Origin of the sequence: Planococcus donghaensis, from assembly GCF_001687665.2 — a bacterium.
In the GTDB taxonomy this organism is placed as follows: domain Bacteria; phylum Bacillota; class Bacilli; order Bacillales_A; family Planococcaceae; genus Planococcus; species Planococcus donghaensis.
The window spans coordinates 2,038,475-2,063,529 of record NZ_CP016543.2 but is presented as its reverse complement, the minus strand read 5'-3'; the positions used below and the strand labels follow the sequence as shown (position 1 = coordinate 2,063,529).

21 protein-coding genes are annotated in these 25,055 nt (G+C 40.0%); all 21 read left to right on the top strand.

Going from position 1 to position 25,055, the window contains the following annotated elements:
- The first annotated feature begins 17 nt into the window (after nt 1–17).
- Nucleotides 18–368: a 30S ribosome-binding factor RbfA gene (gene rbfA, locus BCM40_RS10385; protein WP_008430880.1), complete on the top strand. Its 351-nt coding sequence runs from the start codon at nt 18–20 to the stop codon at nt 366–368.
- Between the two features lie 66 nt (nt 369–434).
- Complete coding sequence (gene truB, locus BCM40_RS10380; protein ID WP_065525981.1) at nt 435–1,364, top strand: tRNA pseudouridine(55) synthase TruB; 930 nt, start codon at nt 435–437, stop codon at nt 1,362–1,364.
- 1 nt (nt 1,365) lies between these two features.
- Nucleotides 1,366–2,316 (top strand): riboflavin biosynthesis protein RibF, encoded by a 951-nt coding sequence (gene ribF, locus BCM40_RS10375; RefSeq protein WP_065525982.1) that lies wholly within the window; start codon nt 1,366–1,368, stop codon nt 2,314–2,316.
- A gap of 135 nt (nt 2,317–2,451) precedes the next feature.
- Complete coding sequence (gene rpsO, locus BCM40_RS10370) at nt 2,452–2,721, top strand: 30S ribosomal protein S15 (protein WP_008430885.1); 270 nt, start codon at nt 2,452–2,454, stop codon at nt 2,719–2,721.
- A 149-nt stretch (nt 2,722–2,870) separates the two neighbouring features.
- Nucleotides 2,871–4,988: a polyribonucleotide nucleotidyltransferase gene (pnp, locus tag BCM40_RS10365; RefSeq protein ID WP_065525983.1), complete on the top strand. Its 2,118-nt coding sequence runs from the start codon at nt 2,871–2,873 to the stop codon at nt 4,986–4,988.
- Between the two features lie 63 nt (nt 4,989–5,051).
- Nucleotides 5,052–6,278 carry a M16 family metallopeptidase gene (locus BCM40_RS10360; protein ID WP_065525984.1) on the top strand — a complete coding sequence of 409 codons (1,227 nt, stop codon included), beginning with the start codon at nt 5,052–5,054 and terminating at the stop codon, nt 6,276–6,278.
- A gap of 301 nt (nt 6,279–6,579) precedes the next feature.
- Nucleotides 6,580–7,590 (top strand): aspartate-semialdehyde dehydrogenase, encoded by a 1,011-nt coding sequence (locus tag BCM40_RS10355; protein ID WP_065527688.1) that lies wholly within the window; start codon nt 6,580–6,582, stop codon nt 7,588–7,590.
- A 128-nt stretch (nt 7,591–7,718) separates the two neighbouring features.
- Nucleotides 7,719–9,386, top strand: coding sequence for a ribonuclease J (locus tag BCM40_RS10350; RefSeq protein WP_065525985.1), 1,668 nt, complete (start codon nt 7,719–7,721; stop codon nt 9,384–9,386).
- 78 nt (nt 9,387–9,464) lie between these two features.
- Complete coding sequence (locus tag BCM40_RS10345) at nt 9,465–11,813, top strand: FtsK/SpoIIIE family DNA translocase (RefSeq protein WP_065525986.1); 2,349 nt, start codon at nt 9,465–9,467, stop codon at nt 11,811–11,813.
- Between the two features lie 175 nt (nt 11,814–11,988).
- Nucleotides 11,989–12,717, top strand: a complete 729-nt coding sequence (locus tag BCM40_RS10340) for a GntR family transcriptional regulator (RefSeq protein WP_065525987.1) — start codon at nt 11,989–11,991, stop codon at nt 12,715–12,717.
- A gap of 47 nt (nt 12,718–12,764) precedes the next feature.
- Nucleotides 12,765–13,835 (top strand): BMP family lipoprotein, encoded by a 1,071-nt coding sequence (locus BCM40_RS10335; protein WP_065525988.1) that lies wholly within the window; start codon nt 12,765–12,767, stop codon nt 13,833–13,835.
- Nucleotides 13,836–13,999: 164 nt separating this feature from the next.
- Nucleotides 14,000–15,559, top strand: a complete 1,560-nt coding sequence (locus tag BCM40_RS10330; protein WP_065525989.1) for an ABC transporter ATP-binding protein — start codon at nt 14,000–14,002, stop codon at nt 15,557–15,559.
- The gene (locus BCM40_RS10325) at nt 15,549–16,598 is read left to right on the top strand and encodes an ABC transporter permease (protein ID WP_065525990.1); all 1,050 of its coding nucleotides are present in this window, start codon (nt 15,549–15,551) and stop codon (nt 16,596–16,598) included. Before BCM40_RS10330 ends, BCM40_RS10325 begins: the two co-directional genes overlap by 11 nt.
- Before the next feature lies 1 nt (nt 16,599).
- Nucleotides 16,600–17,559, top strand: a complete 960-nt coding sequence (locus BCM40_RS10320; protein WP_065525991.1) for an ABC transporter permease — start codon at nt 16,600–16,602, stop codon at nt 17,557–17,559.
- A gap of 388 nt (nt 17,560–17,947) precedes the next feature.
- The gene (gene yfmF / locus BCM40_RS10315) at nt 17,948–19,222 is read left to right on the top strand and encodes an EF-P 5-aminopentanol modification-associated protein YfmF (protein ID WP_065525992.1); all 1,275 of its coding nucleotides are present in this window, start codon (nt 17,948–17,950) and stop codon (nt 19,220–19,222) included.
- A complete protein-coding gene (gene yfmH, locus BCM40_RS10310) occupies nt 19,215–20,516 on the top strand; it encodes an EF-P 5-aminopentanol modification-associated protein YfmH (protein ID WP_065525993.1) in 1,302 nt (433 codons plus the stop codon). The genes yfmF and yfmH overlap by 8 nt, the downstream gene beginning before the upstream one ends.
- Nucleotides 20,513–21,232 carry an elongation factor P 5-aminopentanone reductase gene (gene ymfI / locus BCM40_RS10305; RefSeq protein WP_065525994.1) on the top strand — a complete coding sequence of 240 codons (720 nt, stop codon included), beginning with the start codon at nt 20,513–20,515 and terminating at the stop codon, nt 21,230–21,232. Before yfmH ends, ymfI begins: the two co-directional genes overlap by 4 nt.
- 108 nt (nt 21,233–21,340) lie before the next feature.
- Nucleotides 21,341–22,141 (top strand): YmfK family protein, encoded by an 801-nt coding sequence (locus BCM40_RS10300; protein ID WP_065525995.1) that lies wholly within the window; start codon nt 21,341–21,343, stop codon nt 22,139–22,141.
- Between the two features lie 17 nt (nt 22,142–22,158).
- Nucleotides 22,159–23,019 (top strand): helix-turn-helix domain-containing protein, encoded by an 861-nt coding sequence (locus BCM40_RS10295; protein ID WP_065525996.1) that lies wholly within the window; start codon nt 22,159–22,161, stop codon nt 23,017–23,019.
- Between the two features lie 49 nt (nt 23,020–23,068).
- Nucleotides 23,069–23,647: a CDP-diacylglycerol--glycerol-3-phosphate 3-phosphatidyltransferase gene (gene pgsA / locus BCM40_RS10290; protein WP_065525997.1), complete on the top strand. Its 579-nt coding sequence runs from the start codon at nt 23,069–23,071 to the stop codon at nt 23,645–23,647.
- 22 nt (nt 23,648–23,669) lie between these two features.
- Nucleotides 23,670–24,923, top strand: coding sequence for a competence/damage-inducible protein A (locus BCM40_RS10285; protein ID WP_065525998.1), 1,254 nt, complete (start codon nt 23,670–23,672; stop codon nt 24,921–24,923).
- Nucleotides 24,924–25,055 lie beyond the last annotated feature (132 nt).

Genomic DNA, 25,055 nt, shown 5'->3' with positions numbered 1-25,055 from the left:
AACGAGGTGGACTATCAATGACAATGCGCGCGAATCGTGTAGCTGAGCAGATGAAAAAAGAGCTTAGCGATATCATCAGTCGAAAACTGAAAGATCCACGTATCGGATTTGTCACTGTAACAGATGTTGAAGTTACAGGAGATCTCCAGCAAGCAACTGTATATATCAGCGTATTAGGCGAAGACCATGCAAAAGAACAGACATTGCTTGGGTTAACGAAGTCAAAAGGATTTATCCGTTCTGAAATTGGACAACGAATCCGTCTTCGTAAAACTCCAGAACTGTCTTTTGAAATCGATTCATCGGTTGCATATGGCAATCGGATTGATACATTATTGCGTGATATTCAAGAACCAAAAGAAGATTAAAACAAAGCCCGCTGTCTATAATAGATAGCGGGTTTTTTTTGTATCAAGCAAAGGGGTTAAAATGAGATGGCGTTAAACGGAATTTTACCGTTATGGAAAGAAAAAGGAATGACATCACACGATTGCGTGTTTAAGTTAAGAAAGATTTTGCAAACAAAAAAAGTAGGACATACAGGCACTTTAGATCCTGAAGTAGACGGCGTATTGCCAATATGTATCGGGAACACAACGAAAGTAGCGGAGTATATTACCGACCAAGGAAAGACTTATGAAGCGGAAGTGACAATTGGTTATTCGACTGAAACAGAAGATGCGACTGGTGAAACAGTAGATACAGATTTATCAGAAAAAGTCATCACCCGCAATCAATTAGAGGCTGTATTGCTGCAATTAACAGGGAATATTAAGCAAATTCCTCCTATGTATTCGGCAGTTAAAGTAAATGGTAAAAAATTGTACGAATATGCGCGTCAAGGAATTCCTGTTGAGCGACCAGAGCGAACAGTCCGAATCGACTCAATCGAATTGATGAATAACGATAGCGAGTGGGCAGGTCAACAAATCAAATTCAATATTCGCATACGTTGCGGAAAAGGAACTTATATTCGTACACTAGCTGTGCAAATTGGAGAAGCTCTAGGTTATCCTGCACATATGTCTAGACTAACGCGGACTGAATCGGGAAAATTTAGCCAAAAGGATTGCGTAACACTTGCCGAAGTAGCTGAACTTGCTCAAAATGGACATATCGGTGATGTTTTGAAACCGCTAAGTTATGGATTGAGTTTATTTCCTTTCATGGAAATTGAGTCCAAACAAGTTTTTGCTGTGAAAAATGGACAAGTACTAGAAAGGCATTCTATACTCGACCAAATGGGATTTGTTGTGTTGACGTATAAAGGACAGCCTGTAGCACTTTATAAAGATCATCCTGAAAAAGCGGACAAGATGAAACCTGAAAAAATGTTCGGTTTTCCGACAGCAAACGAGGTGTAGTATGGAAATTATTCATTTAACGTATCCGCATCACGTAAAACCCGATAGCGAGACGGGCCCCTTATCTTTGGCGCTTGGTTTTTTTGATGGGGTACATAAAGGCCACCAGCGCGTTATTGGAGAAGCGATTAAACAAGCTAAACAACAAGGCATTAAATCCGCTGTTATGACTTTTGATCCGCATCCGTCACTTGTGCTTGGAGGAAGAAAAGAAGAAGTTTTCTACATAACTCCTATGCAGCAAAAAATGGATATTCTGGCAGATATGAATGTGGATTACTGCTTTATCATTCGATTTACTTCGGAGTTTGCGAAGTTGACCCCTGAAGATTTTATCAACTATTTTATCACCGGTCTCAATGCAAAACACGTTACAGCTGGTTTTGACTTTTCATTTGGATGCAAAGGAAAAGGCGATATGGAATTGATGAAACAGATGAGTGAAGGTCGTTATGGCGTTACGATCGCTGAAAAGTTAGAAGAAGGCGACGAAAAAGTTAGCTCAACTCGTATTCGTGAATTGTTAAAGCAAGGAGAAACTGGGGAAGTGTGTCAATTGCTTGGGAGACCTTTCCGCGTTTTAGGTACGGTTGTCAATGGTGATAAGCGAGGGCGGACAATCGGATTTCCAACAGCTAATATTGAACCTGAACTTGGTGCAGTTGTGCCGAGTAGAGGTGTATATGCTGTGAAGATTCGCGTGCAAGGCAACGTGTATAACGGCGTCTGCAATATTGGCTATAAACCAACATTTAATAATCCGGATGTCAAAAAACAAGTAATTGAAGTTCATATTCTTGAGTTTGATAAATCGATATACGGAGAAATGGTAGAAGTCGAATGGCATGATCGCATTCGCGATGAACAAAAATTTTCAGGAATTGACGAACTGAAAGCGCAAATTCAACGTGATAAAATAACCGCCGAACAAATTTTCAGTCGTACAAATTGACCCGTGCAGTTGATTTTAAAAATGCCGTATGCTATTATTTATGAGTACTAAAAGTACAAACCGTTGCTTGGCAAATCGAATCACCAACGTTTGCTCGGTAATTGGGGATATCAGAAATTAGGAGGTGGAAACAGTATGGCAATCACACAAGAACGCAAAAATGAATTGATTAGCGAATACAAAGTGCACGACACTGATACTGGGTCTGCAGAGATTCAAATCGCTATTCTTACAGAAGACATCAACAACTTGAATGAGCACTTACGTACTCACAAAAAAGATCATCACTCACGTCGTGGTCTATTCAAAATGGTTGGACGCCGTCGTAACTTGCTAAAATACTTACGTGAAAACGAAGTAGCTCGCTACCGCGAGTTAATCGCAAGACTTGGCCTACGCCGTTAATAGTAAACAGTAAAAGCGGGATTCGTCCCGCTTTTTCTTTATGGATAAAACTTTAAACTATCGCATCGCATACTGGATGCTTTTTTGATACACTACTATTGGATACATATAGTATATAGATACACGGTAATAGAGAGGAGCTCGATATTATGGAGCAAACAAAAAAAGTCTACACATTGGATTGGGCAGGCCGCGAATTACAAGTAGAGGTTGGCCAATTGGCAAAACAAGCAAACGGGGCTGCATTAATCCGTTACGGTGATACAGCAGTCTTATCAACTGCAACAGCATCAAAAACGCCAAAACCACTAGATTTCTTCCCGTTAACTGTAAACTACGAAGAACGTCTTTACGCAGTTGGTAAAATTCCAGGCGGATTTATTAAACGTGAAGGGCGTCCATCTGAAAAAGCGACATTAACAAGTCGTTTAATCGATCGTCCTATCCGTCCATTATTCCCAGATGGTTTCCGTAATGAAGTTCAAGTGATTTCAATGGTTATGTCTGTTGACCAAGATTGCCCATCAGAAATGGCTGCAATGTTTGGATCTTCATTAGCATTAATGATTTCAGATATTCCTTTTGGCGGACCAATTGCTGGCGTAATCGTTGGATTGATCGACGGTCAGTATATTATTAACCCAACAAACGATCAGCTTGAGCAAAGCTCAATCAACTTAATCGTAGCTGGAACAAAAGATGCGATTAATATGGTTGAAGCGGGAGCAAAAGAAGTTTCTGAAGAAGTCATTTTAGAAGCAATTATGTTCGGTCATGAAGAGATTAAGAAATTGATCGCTTTCCAAGAACAAATTGCTGAAGAAGTGGGCAAAGCAAAATCGGACATTCAATTATATGAATTGGATGCAGAATTGACTTCATCTCTTAAAGAAGCTGTTGAAGCTGATTTAAACGCAGCAGTTCAAATTAACGAAAAACAAGCGCGCAACGAAGCAATTGACGAAGTTAAAGCACGCGCAATGGCAGCTTACGAAGAATCTGACGATGCTGTTAAAAAACAAGCAGGTCAAATTTTAGATAAAATGGTGAAAGATGAAGTTCGTCGTTTAATCACAGACGAAAAAATCCGTCCGGATGGCCGTGGACCTTCTGAAATCCGTCCATTATCTTCTGAAGTTGGCATTTTGAACCGTACACATGGTTCTGGTCTATTTACGCGTGGACAAACGCAAGCGATGAGTATTTGTACGCTAGGCGCATTAGGTGATGTTCAAATCATCGACGGTCTTGGTATTGAAGATACAAAACGCTTTATGCACCATTACAACTTCCCGTTGTTCTCGGTTGGTGAAACTGGATTCCTTCGTGGACCAGGTCGCCGCGAAATCGGTCACGGGGCACTTGGTGAGCGCGCATTAGAAGCAGTTATTCCAAACGAAAAAGATTTCCCATATACAATTCGTCTTGTTGCAGAAGTACTTGAATCGAACGGTTCTACTTCGCAAGCAAGTATTTGTGCGTCAACACTTGCGATGATGGATGCAGGTGTACCACTTACAGCTCCAGTTGCAGGTATTGCAATGGGTCTAGTGAAAAAAGGCGACAACTATACGGTATTGTCTGATATTCAAGGAATGGAAGATCATCTTGGCGATATGGACTTTAAAGTAGCCGGTACTGCAAAAGGCATTACAGCTCTTCAAATGGACATTAAGATTGACGGTCTTTCTCGTGAAATTTTAGAAGAAGCGTTGACGCAAGCTCAAATTGGACGTATCCACATTTTAGAATCAATGTTGGCAACAATTGCTGAACCGAGAACTACTCTTTCTAAATACGCTCCGAAAATCATCATGGTGAAGATCAACCCAGACAAGATCCGCGACGTTATCGGACCTGGTGGTAAAGTGATCAACAAAATCATTGATGAAACTGGCGTTAAAATTGATACTGAACAAGATGGTACCATCTTCATATCTTCTGTTGATGAAGAAATGAACGCAAAAGCGAAAGCAATGATTGAAAACATTGTTCGCGAGGCTAAAGTCGGCGAATATTACGAAGGCAAAGTAAAACGCATTGAGAAGTTTGGGGCATTTGTTGAATTGTTCCCTGGAAAAGACGGGCTTCTTCATATTTCTGAAATCCAAGAAGAACGGACAAAAGAAGTCGAAGATGTCTTGAAGATGGATCAAATCATCCAAGTCAAAGTAATTGAAATTGACCGTCAAGGCCGTGTAAACTTATCACGTAAAGTTGTTTTAAAAGAGCAAAAAGAAGCAGCAGAAAAACAAAATCAAGAATAAAGTTAACCATACAAAAATTGCCGACATTGTCGGCAATTTTTTACTATGAGGAGGAACATGCACATGGTAACTACAAAGACTTGCAAAAATGGATTGCGCATTGTTTCCGAACATATCCCATATTTTCATTCTGTCGCAATGGGAGTCTTTGTGAATAATGGCTCACGAGACGAATTGCCAGAAGAAAATGGCATTACCCATTTTATCGAACATATGCTGTTTAAAGGAACAGATTCAAGAACAGCTAAAGAAATCGCTCGTGAATTTGATCGTATTGGCGGCGATATAAACGCTTATACGTCAAAAGAGTATACATGCTACTATGCCAAAGTATTAGATCACCATGCAGAGCACGCAGTAACAGTGTTAGCAGATATGTTCTTCAACTCACAAATGGACCCAGAAGAATTTGATAAAGAGCGCCAAGTCATTCTTGAGGAAATTAGCATGACGGAAGACATGCCTGATGATGATGTTCATGAGCAACTTTGGCGTGTAATGTACCCGCGAAATTCCATTGGTGCACCGATACTTGGAACTGCTGAAACATTAGCGAAATTTACACCAGAGAAAATTCGTGATTATATGGACCGCCACTATACACCAGCGAATACGGTCGTATCAGTAGCAGGAAATATCACGCCAGCGTTATTAGAGAAGATTGAAGTGTTATTTGGGAATTTTGAAAAAGAAGAAAGTCCTAAAAAATACGAGCTTCCTAATTTCACTTCTGGCTATTCTTTAAAAAATAAAGAAACGGAACAAGGTCATTTATGTCTTGGTTATCCGGGCTTGTCTTTAAACGATCCAGATATTTATAACATTACTGTGTTAAATAATATTATTGGCGGCTCTATGTCTTCGAGGTTGTTCCAAGAAATTAGAGAACAACGCGGTTTAGCTTATTCTATTTTCTCTTATCATTCAGCATATTCCGACCATGGAACGTTGGCGATTTACGGAGGAACTTCAGATGAGCAAATGGCCGAAATGCAACAAGTCATATTAAGTTTACTAAAAGAACTCAAAAATGGTGGCATCACTGAGCAGGAAATTACAGATTCTAAAGAGCAGTTAAAAGGCAGTTTAATGCTCGGACTTGAAAGTACGAGCGCACGCATGAGTCGCAACGGCAGACACGAATTGCTACTGGGGAAACACCAGTCTTACGAAGAAGTATTAACACAAATCGATCAAGTTTCACTCGAAAAAGTAATGGAACTATTAGAAATTCTAGTAGAAACACCAGCTATTTCTATAATTCGACCGAAAGCAGCTTCCTTAGTTTAAGGGGGCTTCAGACTGTAAACAAAGTCTTGTTAAACTGAATAGTGATGTATAATCTTCACCTGGGCTGGCCACTTCGCTTTCCATGGGCTCAGCGCGGAGTCCGCGGAAAGCGTCCACTAGGTGCTGCGAATCCCATATGCATAAAAAAATGAGTAACTATTCTTTTGTCTACAGTCTGAGCTTCCTTAGTTTAAGGAAGCTTTTTTGTGTTTTCTATTCCTTTAGCAGACTAAATTATGTTACAATAACTCAAATCATTATTGAGGGAGCGAATAGTTTGAAAACATACAATGTGGCAATTATGGGAGCAACAGGAGCAGTTGGTCAGCAAATGAAAGAGCAATTGGAAAAACGTAATTTTCCGATAAAAGATATCGTCTTTTTGTCTTCTAGTCGTTCTGCTGGAAAAGAAATTGAATTCAATGGCAAAACGTATACAGTCCAAGAAGCAAAGCCAGAATCATTTGAAGGCATCGATATCGCGTTGTTTAGCGCTGGGGGCAGTGTATCAGAGAAGTTTGCACCAGAAGCTGTTAAACGAGGCGCAATTGTTATTGATAATACGAGTGCATTCCGTATGGATAAAGAAGTACCGCTTGTTGTGCCTGAAGTAAACAAAGAGGATCTTCGTTTACACAAAGGAATTATTGCCAATCCAAACTGTTCTACGATTCAAATGGTTTGTGCGTTACAACCATTAAAAGAGTTGTACGGGATGAGCAAAGTTGTCGTTTCAACTTATCAAGCGGTGTCTGGTGCTGGAATTGATGCAATCAATGAATTAAAAGCGCAAGCTGCTGACTTTGATAATGCAAAAGATGCAGAGGCAAAAGTGTTGCCAGTTAAATCAGCTGAACATCATTACCCGATTGCTTTTAATGTGGTTCCACAAATTGATCAATTCACAGCCAATGGTTACACGTTTGAAGAAATGAAAATGATCAACGAAACAAAAAAAATAATGCATGACGATTCTTTAGCAGTAGCAGCTACTTGTGTACGCTTGCCGGTAGTCACAGGGCATTCAGAATCGGTCTATGTAGAACTAGAAAAAGAAGCAACAGTTGACCAAGTGAAACAAGCAATGACAAATGCACCCGGTGTTGAACTAATGGACGATCCATCAAATCAAGTTTATCCGATGCCATTAATGACGGCTGGTTTAGATGAAGTGTTTGTTGGACGTATTCGTCAAGACTTAGATAACCCGAACGGTTTCCACCTTTGGGTCGTTTCGGATAATTTGGTTAAAGGCGCAGCTTTGAATTCCGTACAAATCGCTGAAGCGTTAATCGAGGAAAATATTATTTAATCCCGAACAATAGGCGTTAAAAATGACCGGCCAATGAGCCGGTTTATTTTTTTCTTTGGACTGTTTCCGGTGATTCCCGTATAATGAATTCTATGGATGTGTACGGGTGAATTTTAGGAGGAAATAAATTGAGTAAAATTAAAAACGAAGTAATAAGAGTTATCCCTTTAGGCGGCGTCGGCGAAATCGGCAAAGCGATGTATGTAGTTGAAATTGACGAAGATCTGTTTGTTGTAGACAGCGGATTAATGTTCCCGGAAGATGAAATGCTTGGCGTTGATATCGTTATTCCGGATATGACTTTCTTAGTAGAAAACAAAGATCGTGTAAAAGGTGTTTTCTTAACACACGGACATGAAGATGCGATTGGGTCAATCGCTTACTTATTGAAAAAAATCCAAGTGCCTGTTTATGGATCGAAATTAACAATCGCATTGGCAAAAGAACATATTAAAGAACAAGGTTCTTTAAAACATGTGAAGTTTTTTGAGGTAACGAACAAAAGCCGCATGAACTTTGATAAAACACATGTAACTTTTTTCCATACAACTCACAGTATTCCTGATGCATTAGGCATTGTCTTCCACACATCAGAAGGCGCTATTGTGCATACGGGGGAATTTAAATTTGATCAGTCAGCTAAAGGCAGCTATAAGCCTGATATTGCCAAAATGGCGAAATTAGGAGAAGACGGCGTCTTGATGCTATTGTCAGATTCAACAGAAGCAGAGCGTCCTGGTTATACAACATCGGAAATTGTTGTTGCTGACCATATTTTGTCTGCATTTTTAGCAGCAGAAGGTCGTGTACTTGTATCATTGTATTCATCAAATTTTATCCGCATCCAGCAGGTATTTGATATTGCGGCAGCTACAGGTAAAAAAGTTGCAGTAGCAGGTAGAAGTCTTGAGAGCAGTTACGAAGTCGGTTTAAGACTTGGGTATTTGACTGTCGATGAAGATACGGTTATTTCATTAAAGGACTTGGAAAATTACCGCGACGACGAAGTTGTGATCATTGTTACAGGTAACCAAGGTGAACCGCTTGAAGCACTAGATAAAATGGTTCGTAAGCAACATAAAGACGTTAAGATCAAACCAACAGACACAGTATTAATCACATTCACACCATCACCCGGTATGGAAGTTCCAATGTTCCAAACAATGAACAAATTGGCGAAAGCTGGAGCGAACGTGTTGACTTCAAGTAAAAAAGTTCACGTTTCTGGTCACGGTAGTCAAGAAGATTTAAAAATGATGCTGAACATGATGAAGCCAAAGTATTTCATCCCAATTCAAGGCGAATACAAAATGCTTATTGCGCATTCTAAATTAGCCCAGCAAGTTGGCTTGAACAAGTCTGAAATTTTTATCGCAGACAAAGGCGATATCGTAGAATATAAAGGTGGCAAAGTTCGCATGAGCGGGCGTGTGACAGCCGGCAATGTATTAATTGATGGTATTGGCATTGGCGATGTTGGAAATATTGTACTTCGCGATCGTAAATTACTATCACAAGATGGAATTTTCATCGTCGTTGTTACCTTAAACCGCAAAGAGAAGAAAATCGCATCGGGTCCGGAAATGATTTCACGTGGTTTTGTGTATGTGCGTGAATCCGAGGAACTCATGGAAGAATCGACACGTCTAGTTCGCAAAGTCGTTGAAAAATACGTGACGAGAGACGCGTTCGAGTGGAATAACATTAAACAAGAAATTCGCGATACATTGAATTCTTATTTGTTCCAACAAACAAAACGTCGTCCAATGATTATCCCAATTATTATGGAATACTAAGAAAAAAGTAAAAGGATTTCCATACCGATTTTATCGGAGGAAATCCTTTTTCGATTACGGAAGAAGTGAGGGATAGGTATGAATAGGGCTCGTGAAACCGCGAAGAAAAAATCACAAGCGAGAGCAAGAACAAAAGCAAAAGCAAAACCAAAGCCGAAAAACAAAAAAAGACAGCCCATGCCAATGATTGCATATGAAGTCATCGGATTAATAATGTTAGGAATTGCGGTGTTAATGACGTTTCAGCTCGGCGTTATTGGAAAAATGTTTTACAATATAGCGGAATATTTAGCTGGATATATGGCTTTCTTAATCCCTATTTCACTCGTTTTTGTCGCAATATTTGTCATGGTGAAAAGACAGTGGCCAAAACCGAGAATGAAAGTCGTGTTTGGATCCGCATTAGTGTTAGTCGGTATTTTGCTTATTTGTCATTTAATATGGGCGGCGAACAGTATATTACCGATCACCTCGTCAAACGTAATTGCTGAAACTATCCGCACTACTAAAATGACGGGCACTATTTGGAATAGTTACTTGGCTACCGGCGGCGGAATTTTAGGAGCTTTACTATATGCGCTATTGCACGTTCTTTTTGACACGGCAGGCACATGGATTGTAGCTCTCATTTTGTTATCAATTGGCGCGATTATTTTAACAGGAAAAGCAGCCGCACCGTTTATCGCTGAAAAAATACCAAGTATGCGTCCGGCTATCGATTCATTAATGAGTCGTTTTAAGCAAAGCAAGCCGAAAAAAACACGTACTTCTCGTAAAAAATCAGAACCTGAACAAGTTTTGGAAATCAATGAATCCTTATCTTACGATGAAGATGACGACCAAGAAGAGGATCTTTTATACGAGCCTAAACAAGAAGCGCCGATTATTTCGGCATTTACCGAAAATGTTAAACCAAAACAAACAGCTCCTCCAGAAGTTGCTCAAGACGAACCCCAAGAAACGGGAGAAGTCCAATTGTTGTCGACTGCTGAAGAGTTGGAGAATGAAGAATACCAATTGCCTCCTATGAGTTTACTAACTTTACCGCCACATCACGATCAAAGTGGAGAATATTCCGGTATTCAAAAAAATGCTAAAAAACTTGAGAAAACGTTCCAAAGTTTTGGAGTAAGAGCGAAAGTAACGCAAGTTCATTTAGGTCCTGCCGTGACAAAATACGAAGTGTTGCCAGACACAGGTGTCAAAGTAAGTAAGATTGTTAGTTTGCATGACGATCTAGCTTTAGCTCTAGCAGCGCGTGATATTCGTATCGAAGCACCGATTCCAGGAAAATCAGCAATCGGTATTGAAGTACCAAACTCGGAAGTTTCAATTGTTAGCTTACGTGAAGTATTGGAGTCGGAAGAAAACAACCAACCCGATGCTAAACTATTATTTGCACTTGGCAGAGATGTTACGGGCCAAGCTGTTATGACCCAATTAAACAAAATGCCACACCTTTTAGTGGCAGGTTCAACAGGGAGTGGGAAATCGGTATGTATTAACGGCATCATCACAAGCATTATAATGCGTGCTAAACCGCATGAAGTGAAAATGATGATGATTGACCCGAAAATGGTCGAGTTAAACGTTTATAACGGCATTCCACACCTTTTAGCACCAGTAGTTACCGATCCACGTAAAGCAGCACAAGCATTAAAGAAAATTGTTTCGGAAATGGAAAGAAGATACGAGCTCTTCTCGCATACCGGCACACGAAATATTGAAGGATATAACGAATATGTTCGGGTTTTCAATGAAGAAAACGAAGATAAGCATCCAAAGTTACCATTTATCGTTGTCATTGTCGATGAGTTGGCTGATTTAATGATGGTTGCTTCAAACGAAGTAGAAGATGCGATCACACGTCTAGCTCAGATGGCACGTGCGGCAGGAATTCACTTGATTATTGCGACACAACGGCCAAGTGTAAACGTCATCACTGGGGTCATCAAAGCGAATATTCCGTCTCGAATTGCTTTTGCCGTATCATCATCGATTGATTCTCGCACAATTCTAGACATGGGCGGAGCCGAAAAACTACTTGGTCGAGGAGACATGTTGTTTTTAGGCGCGGGTCAATCAAAACCAGTGCGTGTTCAAGGTGCGTTTTTGTCAGATTCAGAAGTCGAAAAAATTGTCGATTTTGTAATCGAACAACAAAAAGCACAATATCAAGAAGACATGATTCCAAGTGAAATTGACGATACGAAAATAGACGAAGAAACGGATGAAATTTACGATGAAGCTGTGCAATTAGTTACAGAAATGCAAACAGCCTCCGTTTCAATGTTGCAACGTCGCTTTCGCGTAGGGTACTCACGCGCGGCAAGAATTATTGATCAAATGGAACAACGTGGCGTCGTGGGACCGTATGAAGGCAGTAAGCCAAGAACAGTACTAGTTCCAAAGCAGGAAGATTATTGAGGAATTTGAAGTTACTTGTGATAAATTAATCACTCTTTTATTTATTCGAGAACCGAAAATTCGCTGAATTCGACAAATTACTATTTATTTCGTTTCTAATAAGTGTTATAGTAATTTTGATTAGTAGGAATGTTTTACATCAGATGTCTGATCTCTGTCATGGGTGGTGAATCGTATGACAATCAAATCGGATCATCGTGCATTGTACCTTCAAGTGATCGATCGAATGAAACAGGATATTGCTGCGGGCGTCTACAAAGAAAAAGAGAAGTTGCCGTCCGAATTCGAATTATCGAAAACACTTGGAGTCAGCCGAGCTACTTTACGAGAAGCACTTCGGTTGTTGGAAGAAGATAATATTATCGTCAGACGCCACGGAGTTGGGACATTTGTCAATTCAAAACCATTGTTTTCATCAGGTATTGAACAATTAACAAGTGTATCCGATATGATCCGCCAGGCAGGAATGGAACCCGGTGCTATCTACTTAAGCACGTCAGAGGGCCTTTCTTCTGAAGAGGATATAAAACGCTTTCATTGCACTGGCGATGATACCATAATTACTATTGAACGCGTTCGTACGGCAAACAGCGACCCTGTAGTTTATTGTGTCGACAAGGTTCCTTCCGCGTATTTGCCTACAGATTTTTTAAAACGCAAAGAAAGTTCCATTTTTAAAGCGATTGAAGAATCTGGAGACATTCATATCTCCTATGCGGTGACATTTATTGATCCGACTGGTTATCATGATGATGCTTCGCCAATCCTGGAGTGTGAACCGGAAACTGCATTACTTGTTTTAAAACAGCTCCATTACGATGAAGACGATCGTTTGGTGCTTTATTCAAAGAATTACTTTAGAGCTGATAAATTCAGCTTTCATGTGGTTCGCAAACGTATGTAAAACATCAAATTCCTGCTAATATCAAAAAAACCTTGGGGGTTATTACATTGACAAAACGTAAATTTGGTCTAGGTTTATCATTAATGCTTGCTGCTGGAACTATGCTTGCTGGATGCGGTAGCGACGAAGATACTTCAAACGGTGAAACTGGCGGAGGAGAAGGCGGAGAAGCTTCTGACTTTTCAGTAGCTATGGTTACAGATGTTGGTGGGGTAGATGATAAATCCTTTAACCAATCTGCTTGGGAAGGTCTTCAGCAATTTGGTAAAGACAATGGTCTTGAAAAAGGCGATGGCGGCTATGACTATCTTCAATCTGCATCAGATGCAGATTACAACACCAACTTGAACAACTTGATCCGTCGCGACTTTAATGTTGTATTCGGTATTGGTTTCTTGATGGAAGGTGCTGTAGCAGAAATCGCTGAACAACAGCCTGAAGCGCAAATTGCAATCATTGATGCTGTAGTTGATGCTCCAAACGTTGCAAGTGTTCTTTTTAAAGAACAAGAAGGTGCATTCCTTGCGGGTGTAGCAGCGGCTTTAATGTCTGAAACGAAGAAAATTGGTTTTGTTGGTGGAATGGAAATTCCAGTAATTGAGCGTTTTGAAGCAGGATTCCTTGCAGGAGTTGCAGCTGTAGACGAATCAGTTGAAGTTGATGTTCAATACACAGGTGCTTTTGATAAAGCGGAATTAGGTAAAACAACTGCGAACCGTATGTACTCTGCAGGAGCAGATATCATTTTCCACGCAGCTGGTGGTACTGGTAACGGTGTCTTCACTGAAGCTAAAGAACGTAAAGAGTCAAATCCAGAAGCAAACATTTGGGTTATCGGTGTGGATTCGGATCAATACGATGAAGGTCAAACAGGTGACGCTAACGTTACTTTAACTTCAGTATTGAAGCGCGTAGATACAGCTGTAATCAATATTTCTGAACAAGCTATGGCAGATGAATTCCCAGGTGGCGAAACAGTTACTTACGGTTTGTCTGATGATGGCGTTGATTTGGCTGATTCACGTGGAGCAATTCCAGAAGACGTAATGGCGAAAATTGAAGACTTTAAACAACAAGTTATCAATGGCGACATTGAAGTTCCTGAAACTGTACAGTAATAGAAATTTTTAGACGGTCATCATAAAGACCGGTTTTACCGGTCTTTATGATTTTTTTTGTCTACAAGGTAGAAATTAATAGATGAAAGGTTTTTAGAAACGGAAGCCTTTCCTGTATTAATTAATTTTTTAAAAAAGTTAGCAGTCTTGAGGGAGTGACAACAGTGGAGTATGTAATCGAAATGCTGAATATCCGTAAAGAGTTCGGTACATTTGTCGCGAATGACAATATTACGCTGCAACTGAAAAAGGGAGAAATTCACGCATTACTAGGGGAAAACGGAGCTGGAAAATCGACATTAATGAACGTATTGTTCGGTTTATATCAGCCTGAAGGCGGAGAAATCCGAGTCCGTGGTAAAAAAGTAGATATCGCTAATCCAAATATAGCGAATGACCTTGGAATTGGAATGGTTCACCAACATTTTATGTTAGTTGAAAACTTTTCAGTTACAGAAAACATCATTTTAGGAACCGAACCAACAAAATACGGTGTAACCAATAAAAAAGACGCTGCTAAAAAAGTACAGGCTTTGTCTGAACAATACGGCTTAAATGTTGATCCAAATGCTATTATTCAAGACATATCAGTAGGTATGCAACAGCGAGTAGAGATATTGAAAACTTTGTATCGCGGAGCAGAAATTTTAATCTTTGATGAACCAACTGCTTCATTAACGCCACAAGAAATTGTCGAATTGATTCAAATTATGAAACGATTAATTGCTGAAGGAAAATCCATTATTTTAATTACGCATAAACTAAAAGAAATTATGGATGTATCTGACCGTGTAACTGTTATTCGTAAAGGACAAGGAATTGGAACGGTTATTACGTCTGAAACCAATCCTAACGACCTTGCATCTTTAATGGTTGGGCGTCAAGTAGAATTTACTACGGTAAAAGGGGAGTCTTTCCCAGGAGAAGAAATTTTAGATATTAAAGATTTAGTTGTCCTTGATTATCGTGGCATTGAAAAAGTAAAACACTTGAATTTGAATGTTCGTAAAGGCGAAATTGTCGGAATTGCAGGAATTGATGGAAACGGACAATCTGAATTAATCGAAGCGATTACAGGACTTCGAAAAGTAAAGAGTGGAACCATTTCAATTAATGGGAAAAATATTACCAACATGAAACCACGCAAAGTAACAGAGTCGGGTGTTGGTCATATTCCTCAAGATAGACATAAGCATGGATTGGTACTCGATTTCCCAATTGGTCATAATATTTCGCTTCAAACATACTACTCAAAGCCAATCTCTAAATCAGGTATTATTGATTACAACAAAATCAATGAAAAAGCTTTGCAAATTATTAAAGACTTTGATGTTCGCACACAAGGACCTTCAGAGTTAGCACGTTCGTTATCTGGTGGTAATCAACAAAAAGCGATTATTGGACGAGAAGTTGACCGAGATCCCGATTTATTGATTGCGGCTTTACCAACTAGGGGATTAGACGTTGGGGCGATTGAATTTATTCATAGTCGATTAATTGAACAGCGCGATAAAGGAAAAGCTGTATTATTGATTTCTTTTGAATTAGACGAAGTTATGAACGTTTCAGATCGCATTGCCGTTATTCATGATGGAGAAATTGTGGATATTGTAACGCCTGAAACAACGACCGAGCAAGAGCTAGGCTTGTTGATGGCAGGACATACTGATCAGAAAAAAACACAGGATTTAACTAAGAAAGGTGAGGATCAGCATGTCGAATAGAGCGACCAATCTTTTGGTCCCCATCATTTCCGTTATTTTAGGATTGTTGGTCGGCGCTGTTATTATGCTGGTCAGCGGCTATGACCCATTAAAAGGCTATGCTGCTCTTTGGAACGGAATTTTTGGAGACTTATATACTATCGGTGAAACCATTCGCCAAATCACGCCTTATTTATTAGCTGGTCTTGCGGTAGCTTTTGCCTTCCGCTCAGGGCTATTCAATATTGGTGTTGAAGGACAATTAATTGTGGGTTGGTTTGCTGCAGCTTACGTTGGCGTGGCTGTAGAATTACCGAAAATTATTCACTTGCCATTAGCAATTTTGGCTGCAGCTGTAGCTGGAGCATTATGGGGCTACGTACCGGGTCTTTTAAAAGCTAAATTCCGTGTACACGAAGTAATCGTAACGATTATGATGAACTATGTTGCGTTACACGTAACCAATGCATTAATCCGCACGGTTTCTGACGGTGGAGATCGCACGGGCAATATATATGCAAGTGCTTCACTACGTTCTGAGTTTTTGCAAAACTTAACCGAATTTTCACGACTGCATTTTGGGATTATTATTGCCTTGGTGATGGTCGGTGTGATGTGGGTTATTTTAGAAAAAACCACGCTTGGATTTGAGTTAAAAGCGGTTGGGTTTAACCAAAATGCCTCTCAGTACGCAGGGATGAACGTCAATAAAAACATCATTTTAGCAATGGTCATTTCTGGTGCATTTGCCGGTCTTGGTGGTGCGATGGAAGCACTTGGAACTTTTGAGTATGTATCTTCTAAAGGTGGATTTACCGGGATTGGTTTTGATGGAATTGCAGTTGCCTTACTAGGTATGAACACGCCACTGGGTGTAATATTTGGGGCTACTTTGTTTGGTTCATTAAAGTACGGGGCATTAAATATGCCAAATGCTGCGGGTATTCCAATTGAAATTGTTGAAATTGTTATCGCAGTTATTATCTTCTTTGTAGCTTCGGGCTACATCATTCGCTTGCTGTTGCTCCGTGCATCAGCTAAGAAGAAGGAGGCGAAGTAATATGAGTTTCCTTGAAGTATTATATTTCATCGTTCCTTCAGCGATCTTTTATGCTGCACCACTTATTTTAGTCGCAATTGGCGGTGTCTTCTCAGAAAGATCTGGTGTTATTAACATTGGTCTCGAAGGATTAATGGTCATTGGTGCTTTTGTTGGAATCTTGTTCAACTTATTGTATGCTGATACGTTTGGATCGGCTACACCTTGGGTTGCACTAATTGCAGCGATGTTTGCAGCGCTGCTCCTATCCTTATTGCATGCTGTAGCTTCTATTACATTCCGTGCAGATCAAGTAGTTTCCGGAGTAGCTATAAACTTATTAGCAGCTGCACTATCGATTTACTTGGTAAAACGAATTTTTGATAAAGGACAAACGGATTTCATCACTGAACGTTTCTCGCGTTACAATGTTCCGTTCTTATCTGATATTCCAGTTATCGGGCCATTGCTATTTAAATCAGTTTACAATACCTCGTTCTTTGCAATCGGTATTGCTGTATTAGCCTGGTTCGTTATTTACAAGACTCCATTTGGTCTTCGTTTACGCGCTGTCGGGGAACACCCAATGGCTGCTGATACTATGGGGATTAATGTAACGAGAATGCGTTATATCGCTGTTATGATTTCTGGTGGTTTAGCCGGTATTGGTGGCGCGATTTACGCACAGACCATTACCAATGATTTTGGTCATGCCACAATCAATGGTCAAGGCTTTATGGCATTGGCTGCTATGATTTTTGGGAAATGGCATCCGCTTGGTGCAATGGGAGCAGCCTTATTCTTCGGGTTTGCCCAGTCACTGAGTATTGTCGGATCATCTATTCCGTATATTTCAGAAATTCCAAACGTTTTCCTGTTGATTTTGCCATATGTGTTAACAATTTTAGCACTTGCTGGTTTTATCGGTCGCGCTCATGCACCACTAGCAATCGGAAAACCATACATCAAAGGTCAGCGATAAGATTTTCAAAAGAGCCGTCGATTGCGACGGCTCTTTTCATTTCTTGTCGGGACTAAAACGGGCACCTGCGCTTTTCTTTATGATCCAGCTCAAGCGGTCAGATTCTCGGGGCATAAGATGTCCTGACTGTGTGGCAAAGAACGCCACTTCGCCAGGTCATCTTATGCCCATCGAATCTAAACGGCCGCTTTCGCTTTTCTATTGTCTAGCTCCGGTGCCCAGTCCCTCGAGGTCGCTTCGGACTTGCGGATAATGGCAAAGAGCGCCATTAGCAACAAGTCCTCCAGCGCTTGTCGGGACTAAAACGGGCACCTTTGCTTTTCTTTATTTGCAATTAACGGAAAAGGTTCGGTATAGTTAGAACATGAACGACGAGAGGGGATTCTACATGTTTGAAACGATTAATATTGCTAAAGGCGTAAATGTGCATGTCAATGAGACCACACAATTTAAAACGATAAATTTTTCAATTAAATTCAAAGATAAATTAACGAAAGAAAAGGCGTCGGCTCGTTCGATTTTGGCGAATGTCTTGCAACATAGTAACGAGGTTTATCCATCACATACAGCACTTCGTATGGTGCTTGATGATTTATATGGTACTTCTCTTTACATAGATTCATCAAAGCGTGGAAATGAGCACGTGGTTACGCTAAATGTTGAAACAGTCAACGATCAATACCTTTCTGAAAAAGGTGTGTTAGAAAAAGTACTAAACTTAATGTATATCGTCTTGTTTAAACCGAATTTTGAAAATGGGTTGTTTAAACAATCTATATTTACACGTGAAAAGCATTCTATTGTGCAGCGTATTGAATCTGTATTTGACGAAAAAACACGTTATGCGCAGCAACGCATGATGGAGCTGGCTTTACCGAACCATCCAGCTTCTATTACATCAAATGGCACAATTGAAGTTGTGGAAAGCGTTACAAACGAGCAATTGGTAGCTGAATACAACGAAATGATTTCTCAAAATGAAATTGAAATTTATGCGGTAGGCGATGTGAAACCTGAAATGATCGCTTCGTATATTCGTGAATTTTTCCATTTTAAAGATCGGGAAAAAGCGATTGCAGTGCCCCCAATGGAATTGGTAAAACCAGAGCAATCACGTGTTCTTGAATTCGAAGACATGAAACAAGGGAAATTACATATGGCATTTTTTACGCCGATTACATTCCGCGATGAGAAATTTCCAATCATGCAGCTGATGAACGGCGTTTTTGGTGGCTATGCTCATTCCAAATTATTTGTAAATATTCGTGAAAAAGAAAGCATGGCTTATTACGTCTCAAGTTCTTTTGCTTCGCAGTTTGGGTTGATGTTCGTTCTCGCAGGTATTGATTCTAAGTTAGAAGAAAAAGCGGTGACTTTAGTTTTAGAACAATTAGAAGAAGTGAAAAAAGGGAATATATCAGATATTGAACTCGATCAAACAAAAGCATTGTTGATCAATCAGTTGAAAGAAGCTCTAGACTCGGCGCGTGGACAAATCGACATTTATGATCAATACATGGAGTTGACCGAGCGTTTCGAACCTGAGTATATGATTAATAAATGGAAGAATGTGACGAAAGAAGATATCGCGTTAGTTGCTAAGGAATTGTCGTTAGAAATGACTTACTTCCTATCCGGCAAGGAGGATGAAACAAATGCATAAAGTAGAATTTGAACAATTAGAAGAAACACTATTTCATGAAAAGCTAGATAATGGCTTAACCGTTTATATTTTACCGAAAAAGGGCTTTTCAAAAACGTTTGCAACGTTCACGACAAAGTACGGTTCTATTGATAACCATTTTGTTCCACAAGGTGGGAAAGAGCCAATCAAAGTTCCAGATGGCATCGCTCACTTTTTAGAACACAAAATGTTTGAAAAAGAAGAAGGAGACGTCTTTCAAGAGTTTAGTAAACAAGGTGCTTCAGCCAATGCTTTTACCTCGTTTACCCGGACAGCTTATTTGTTTTCAGCTACAGGAGAAATAGATAAAAACGTTAAAACCTTACTGAATTTTGTGCAAACACCTTATTTTACAGAAAAGACTGTGGAAAAAGAAAAAGGCATTATCGCACAGGAGATTACGATGTATGACGATCAACCAGATTGGCGTTTGTATTTTGGAATCATTGAAAATATGTACAAAAATCATCCCGTAAAAATCGATATTGCAGGTACAGTAGAATCGATTCAAGATATTACGGCTGACCATCTGTATACGTGTTACAACACGTTTTACCATCCTTCAAATATGGTGTTATTTATCGTAGGAAATGTAGATCCTGATCAAATGATGGCGTTAGTAAAAGAAGACCAAGCACAAAGATCGTTTGAAGAGCCTACAGAAATTACACGTATTTATCCAGAAGAGCCAAAAGAAGTAGCGATAAAAGAACGTGTATTAGAAATGAGCGTTCAAAAACCAAAAGTGTTTTACGGGATTAAACCTGAAAAACTCGATTTAATTGGTCCTGACATGCTTAAGCATGAGCTAGCGGCTCAACTTGCTTATGAATTGTTGTTTGGACGGACTTCTGATTTTTACCATCATGCCTACGAAAACGATTGGATTGATGAGTCGTATTCGTTCGACTACTCGTTAGAACAAGGATTTGGTTACGCTTTAGTCGGATCTGATACGCACAAGCCTGAGATTTTAATAAAAGAAATCAAACATACGCTTCAAAATGCAATTGAAAAATGGCCATTTGGACAGGAAGATCTTGATCGTGTTCGCCGTAAAAAAATTGGCTTCTTCCTTAGAGCGTTAAACTCTCCAGAATACATTGCAAACCAATTCACCAATTATGCATTTAATGAAATGAACTTGTTTGACGTGGTTCCAGTATTAGAGGAGTTAGAGGTTGTTGATTTGCAAAATGCATTTTCATTGGTCAGTCACGAATCTCAGCAATCTGTATTTACCATTATGCCCTCGAAAAAGGACGAGCAGTGAAACGGTTTGTTGTCCTGCTCGGAGCATCTGGTGAAATTGGTGAAAGCATTGCACGGCAATTAGCAGACAGTGGTTGGTCATTGTATTTGCATTGGAACACCAACTCGACAGCAGCGCTAGCACAAGAGCTTGTGAAAAATTATCCTTCACAGGAGTTTATCCCCATTCAAGCAGACTTTGCCCACGAAAGTGGAGTACAACAGCTTGCAACCAATGTGTATGATGCATCGGGCATTGTTGTTGCTAGTGGGCAATCGCTAATGAAGATGTTAATTGATACAACAGAACAAGAGATGGAAGATTTATGGCGTGTACATGTAAAAAATCCGATTTCCGTAATTCGGACTCTTTCTTCATTTTTTCATCGTCACGACAAGTCTTATGTCGTTTTTGTTTCTTCTATTTGGGGAGAGATAGGCGCATCTATGGAAACAATGTATTCAGCTGTTAAAGGTTCGCAGTTAGCATTTGTGAAAGCTTATGCAAAAGAAATGGCACCATCCGGAACGCGCGTGAATGCTGTTTCGCCTGGCTTTATTCAAACAAAAATGAATGCCGGTTTTTCATCAGAAGAGATACGAGAAATTGAAGAAGATATTCCACTCGGACTTGGAACTCCTCAAGACATCGCAGATGCTGTGGATTTCCTAATCGGGGGAAAAGCAGATTATATGACTGGTCAGACACTGCGTATAAATGGTGGATGGTTGATGTAATCGCTTTTTCTCTAAGTAAATGCCTCTTTCACGTGAGCGGCAAATCAGCTATCATATTAACTAGAATCCCTTTTAGACAGCTTGTATTAGAGAAAGGTCGGATATTGCATGAAAGAATGGTATTTTGAATACGAAATCCAAGTCAACCGTCCCGGTCTTCTTGGCGATATCGCTTCTCTTTTGGGAATGTTACGGGTAAATATCGTTACTATTAATGGCGTCGATCAAGGTCGTCGCGGTATGCTATTGCGTGCAGAACATGATGTTCAACTAGAGCGTTTTGAACAAATTTTATCCACTATTGAAACGATTGCTGTGACGAAGTTCCGGGAGCCAAAACTGCGGGATATTTTGGCAGTACGCCACGGCAGGTATATCCAACGAGACGCCGATGACCGAAAAACTTTCCGCTTTGTAAGAGACGAATTAGGCTTGCTTGTGGATTTCATGGCAGAAATTTTCAAACAAGAAGGTCATAAGTTGGTCGGATTAAGAGGAATGCCGCGTGTTGGAAAAACAGAATCGATTGTCGCTGCCAGCGTAAGTGCAAATAAAAAGTGGATTTTCTTATCTTCTACAATGATTAAGCAAACTGTACGTAACCAGTTAATGGGCGATGAGCATAACGGCAATAACATCTTTATTTTGGATGGTATTGTTACTCGGCGTTCATCTGATGAACGACATATGCAATTAGTCCGTGAAATGATGCGTATGCCAACGATTAAAGTAGTAGAGCACCCAGACAAGTTTGTAGAGCAATCCGAATACAGCATTGATGATTTTGATTACATTATTGAATTGCGTCACCACCCAGATGAAGAGATTACTTATGAAGTATTAGAGAAAAATACATTTATGGATGAAAAATCTCAAGGGAATATGTTTGGAGACGGCTTTAACTTTTAAGTAGGCAGGTGATCGGTTTGAATGAGTTGGGTACGAGGCTGAAACAGGCCAGAATCGCCAAAGGTTTTAGTTTGGAAGATTTGCAAGACTTGACCAAAATACAAAAACGTTACTTGGCGGGTATAGAAGATGGCAATCACACTATGATGCCTGGAGCGTTTTATGTACGCGCTTTTATTAAACAATATGCTGCAGCAGTAGGGTTGAACGGTGAAGAATTACTTGAGCAGTTTAAAACAGAAATGCCGGCTGGTGAAACGGCTGAAAAAAAACAAATGCCGGAAACTTTTACTTCAAGAAGCCGTTCTGTTGCCCGCACTGCTCCGAGCGAGACATATGCTGATATCATACCAAAAGTTTTGGTTGCCTTATTTATTGTCTTAATTCTTGCGGTGTCGTGGTATTTTTATAGTGCATCGACGAATAGAGATTCCGCCAATCGTCCAGCAGAAGAAGAAGGCGTAAGTGTGCCATACGAAGAACCTGTTCCTGCTACGCCAGATGAAACAGAAGAAGCGGCTGTTGAAGAACCAGTGGAAAAACCTGCAGAACCTACGTCTGTTCTTTCACTAAAAGAAACAAAAGGTGAAACAACAACTTATACATGGCAAGGAACTGCGAATCCTCAGCTAGAAATAGTTGCGGATGGACCGTCCTGGATTGCTGCCACTGATCAAAATCAAAAAGAGTTAACTTCTAAAGCACGTGTAATGCAAGCTGGGGAAAAAGAAACACTCGATTTAGCTAAAGTAGACCGTCTTCATGTACGTATTGGAGAATACGCTAATATCACATTGATTATGAACGGTGAAAACATCGAGTATACGCAACCACTCCAAACCCAAAATATCGTTATTCAATTGACAAACGTCGAATAGCCATCTTTGGATGGCTATTTTTCTTGAAAGTTTGAAAGGGGAAACAACAATGAACATACCAAACCAGATTACCATCTCGAGGATTTTATTGATTCCTGTATTTATGGTGGTCATGTTAGCCGGCTTTGACTGGGGAACCATGATGCTATTTGGCGCTGAAATGCCCGTCACTCATTTTGTCGGAGGAGTAATTTTTATTTTTGCATCACTGACAGATTGGGTGGACGGCTATTATGCACGTAAGTACAACTTAGTTACGACGTTTGGAAAGTTTTTAGATCCATTAGCGGACAAGCTATTGGTTTCAGCCGCATTAATCATTTTAGTGGAATTAGGGTTTGCCGCTTCGTGGATTGTAATTATCATCATCAGCCGTGAATTTGCGGTTACAGGATTACGTTTAGTTCTAGCAGGCGAAGGTGAAGTTGTTGCTGCTGGTGGTTTAGGCAAGATTAAAACAACTGCACAAATTTTAGCGATCTCGGCTTTGTTGTTACACGACACTATTTTTGTATTAGTTGGTTTGCCATTTGGTCAAATTATGCTTTATATCGCATTGATCTTTACAGTATGGTCTGGCTGGGATTATTTCTACGCCAATCGTCGCGCATTAATGGCTTCAAAATAAGCGCAAAAAGGGGTTCGAATAAATGAACGCAGAAATTATTGCGGTAGGTTCAGAGTTATTATTAGGTCAAATTACAAATACGAATGCTCGATTTTTGTCTAATCATTTAGCCGAACTTGGCATTAATGTGTATTACCATACAGTAGTCGGAGACAACCCGGATCGGTTAGAAGATGCGATTAAGATTGCAGAAAATCGTGCGGATTTAATACTATTTACCGGTGGATTGGGTCCGACAAAAGATGATTTAACAAAAGAGGCGATTGCTCGTCACTTAAATACATCCCTAGAAACAAACGAAGAAGCTCTCGATTCGATCGTTGCGTTTTTTGAACGTGCAGGTCGACCGATGACGGAAAACAACAAAAAGCAAGCGTGGGTGTTAAAAGACAGCGACGTACTTGTGAACCACAATGGTATGGCGCCTGGCATGATGTACAAAAAAGACGAACGCGTTTATATCTTGTTACCAGGACCGCCAAAAGAAATGGAGCCAATGTTCCAGTTTGAGGCAAAACCGAAACTTGCAAGCTTATTGAACAAAGCAGATGTTATTTTGTCACACGTCTTGCGCTTTTATGGGATCGGTGAAGCGGAACTGGAAGATCGTTTGCATCACATTCTCGAAAAACAAACAAACCCGACAATTGCACCACTCGCTGCTGATGGTGAAGTAACGCTGCGTATTACGGCTAAAACCAATACAACAGAAGAAGCGTGGCAATTAATTAACGGTACTAAAAACGAGATTTTAGATGTTGTAGGTGATTATCTGTATGGGTATGACAATGATTCGCTCGCATCTAAAGTAGTTGAACTTTTGAAACAGCAAGGCAAAACAATTTCAGCAGCCGAAAGTTTAACCGCTGGATTATTTCAATCGGAGTTGGCTTCTGTTGCAGGAGCAAGCGCAGTATTATCAGGTGGAGTTATTACTTACAACGAAGAAATGAAAGTTCATCAGCTTGGCTTATCAGCTGAATTACTAGCTGAATACGGTGTTGTCAGTGAGCAAACAGCATTAGCTATGGCAGAAGCGGTACGAGATAAATTTAAAACCGATATTAGCGTTTCATTAACAGGTGCAGCAGGGCCAGACGCACACGGTGATCAGCCTGCAGGGACTGTTTGGATTGGCATAGCCACAGAAGGAAGTTCTAAATCTTACCGCCTTCAGCTATCAGGAATGCGCAACACGAATCGTTTACGAGCTGTTAAACTCGCGTTATATTATGTCATTCGCACGTTAACAGAAGAAAATGCACGCAAAATTTAATTTTGCGTGTTTTTTTATTGCCAAAATCGGGAAATGCGTGAAATAGGACGTTTAAAAATAAGTTTTAAAAATAAATAACCGAATAAACGTTCGCTTTTTTCTTGTGTATTTCTCAATAAGCTAGTATACTAG

Excerpts from the sequence above, each read along its gene's own strand:
- pgsA (WP_065525997.1), top strand. The coding sequence starts at position 23,069 with ATGAACATACCAAACCAGATTACCATCTCGAGGATTTTATTGATTCCT.
- yfmF (WP_065525992.1), top strand. The coding sequence starts at position 17,948 with ATGTTTGAAACGATTAATATTGCTAAAGGCGTAAATGTGCATGTCAAT.
- BCM40_RS10355 (WP_065527688.1), top strand. The coding sequence starts at position 6,580 with ATGGGAGCAACAGGAGCAGTTGGTCAGCAAATGAAAGAGCAATTGGAA.
- truB (WP_065525981.1), top strand. The coding sequence starts at position 435 with ATGGCGTTAAACGGAATTTTACCGTTATGGAAAGAAAAAGGAATGACA.
- BCM40_RS10340 (WP_065525987.1), top strand. The coding sequence starts at position 11,989 with ATGACAATCAAATCGGATCATCGTGCATTGTACCTTCAAGTGATCGAT.
- ribF (WP_065525982.1), top strand. The coding sequence starts at position 1,366 with ATGGAAATTATTCATTTAACGTATCCGCATCACGTAAAACCCGATAGC.
- BCM40_RS10360 (WP_065525984.1), top strand. The coding sequence starts at position 5,052 with ATGGTAACTACAAAGACTTGCAAAAATGGATTGCGCATTGTTTCCGAA.
- rbfA (WP_008430880.1), top strand. The coding sequence starts at position 18 with ATGACAATGCGCGCGAATCGTGTAGCTGAGCAGATGAAAAAAGAGCTT.
- BCM40_RS10345 (WP_065525986.1), top strand. The coding sequence starts at position 9,465 with ATGAATAGGGCTCGTGAAACCGCGAAGAAAAAATCACAAGCGAGAGCA.
- BCM40_RS10300 (WP_065525995.1), top strand. The coding sequence starts at position 21,341 with ATGAAAGAATGGTATTTTGAATACGAAATCCAAGTCAACCGTCCCGGT.
- yfmH (WP_065525993.1), top strand. The coding sequence starts at position 19,215 with ATGCATAAAGTAGAATTTGAACAATTAGAAGAAACACTATTTCATGAA.
- pnp (WP_065525983.1), top strand. The coding sequence starts at position 2,871 with ATGGAGCAAACAAAAAAAGTCTACACATTGGATTGGGCAGGCCGCGAA.
- BCM40_RS10325 (WP_065525990.1), top strand. The coding sequence starts at position 15,549 with ATGTCGAATAGAGCGACCAATCTTTTGGTCCCCATCATTTCCGTTATT.
- BCM40_RS10285 (WP_065525998.1), top strand. The coding sequence starts at position 23,670 with ATGAACGCAGAAATTATTGCGGTAGGTTCAGAGTTATTATTAGGTCAA.
- BCM40_RS10320 (WP_065525991.1), top strand. The coding sequence starts at position 16,600 with ATGAGTTTCCTTGAAGTATTATATTTCATCGTTCCTTCAGCGATCTTT.
- rpsO (WP_008430885.1), top strand. The coding sequence starts at position 2,452 with ATGGCAATCACACAAGAACGCAAAAATGAATTGATTAGCGAATACAAA.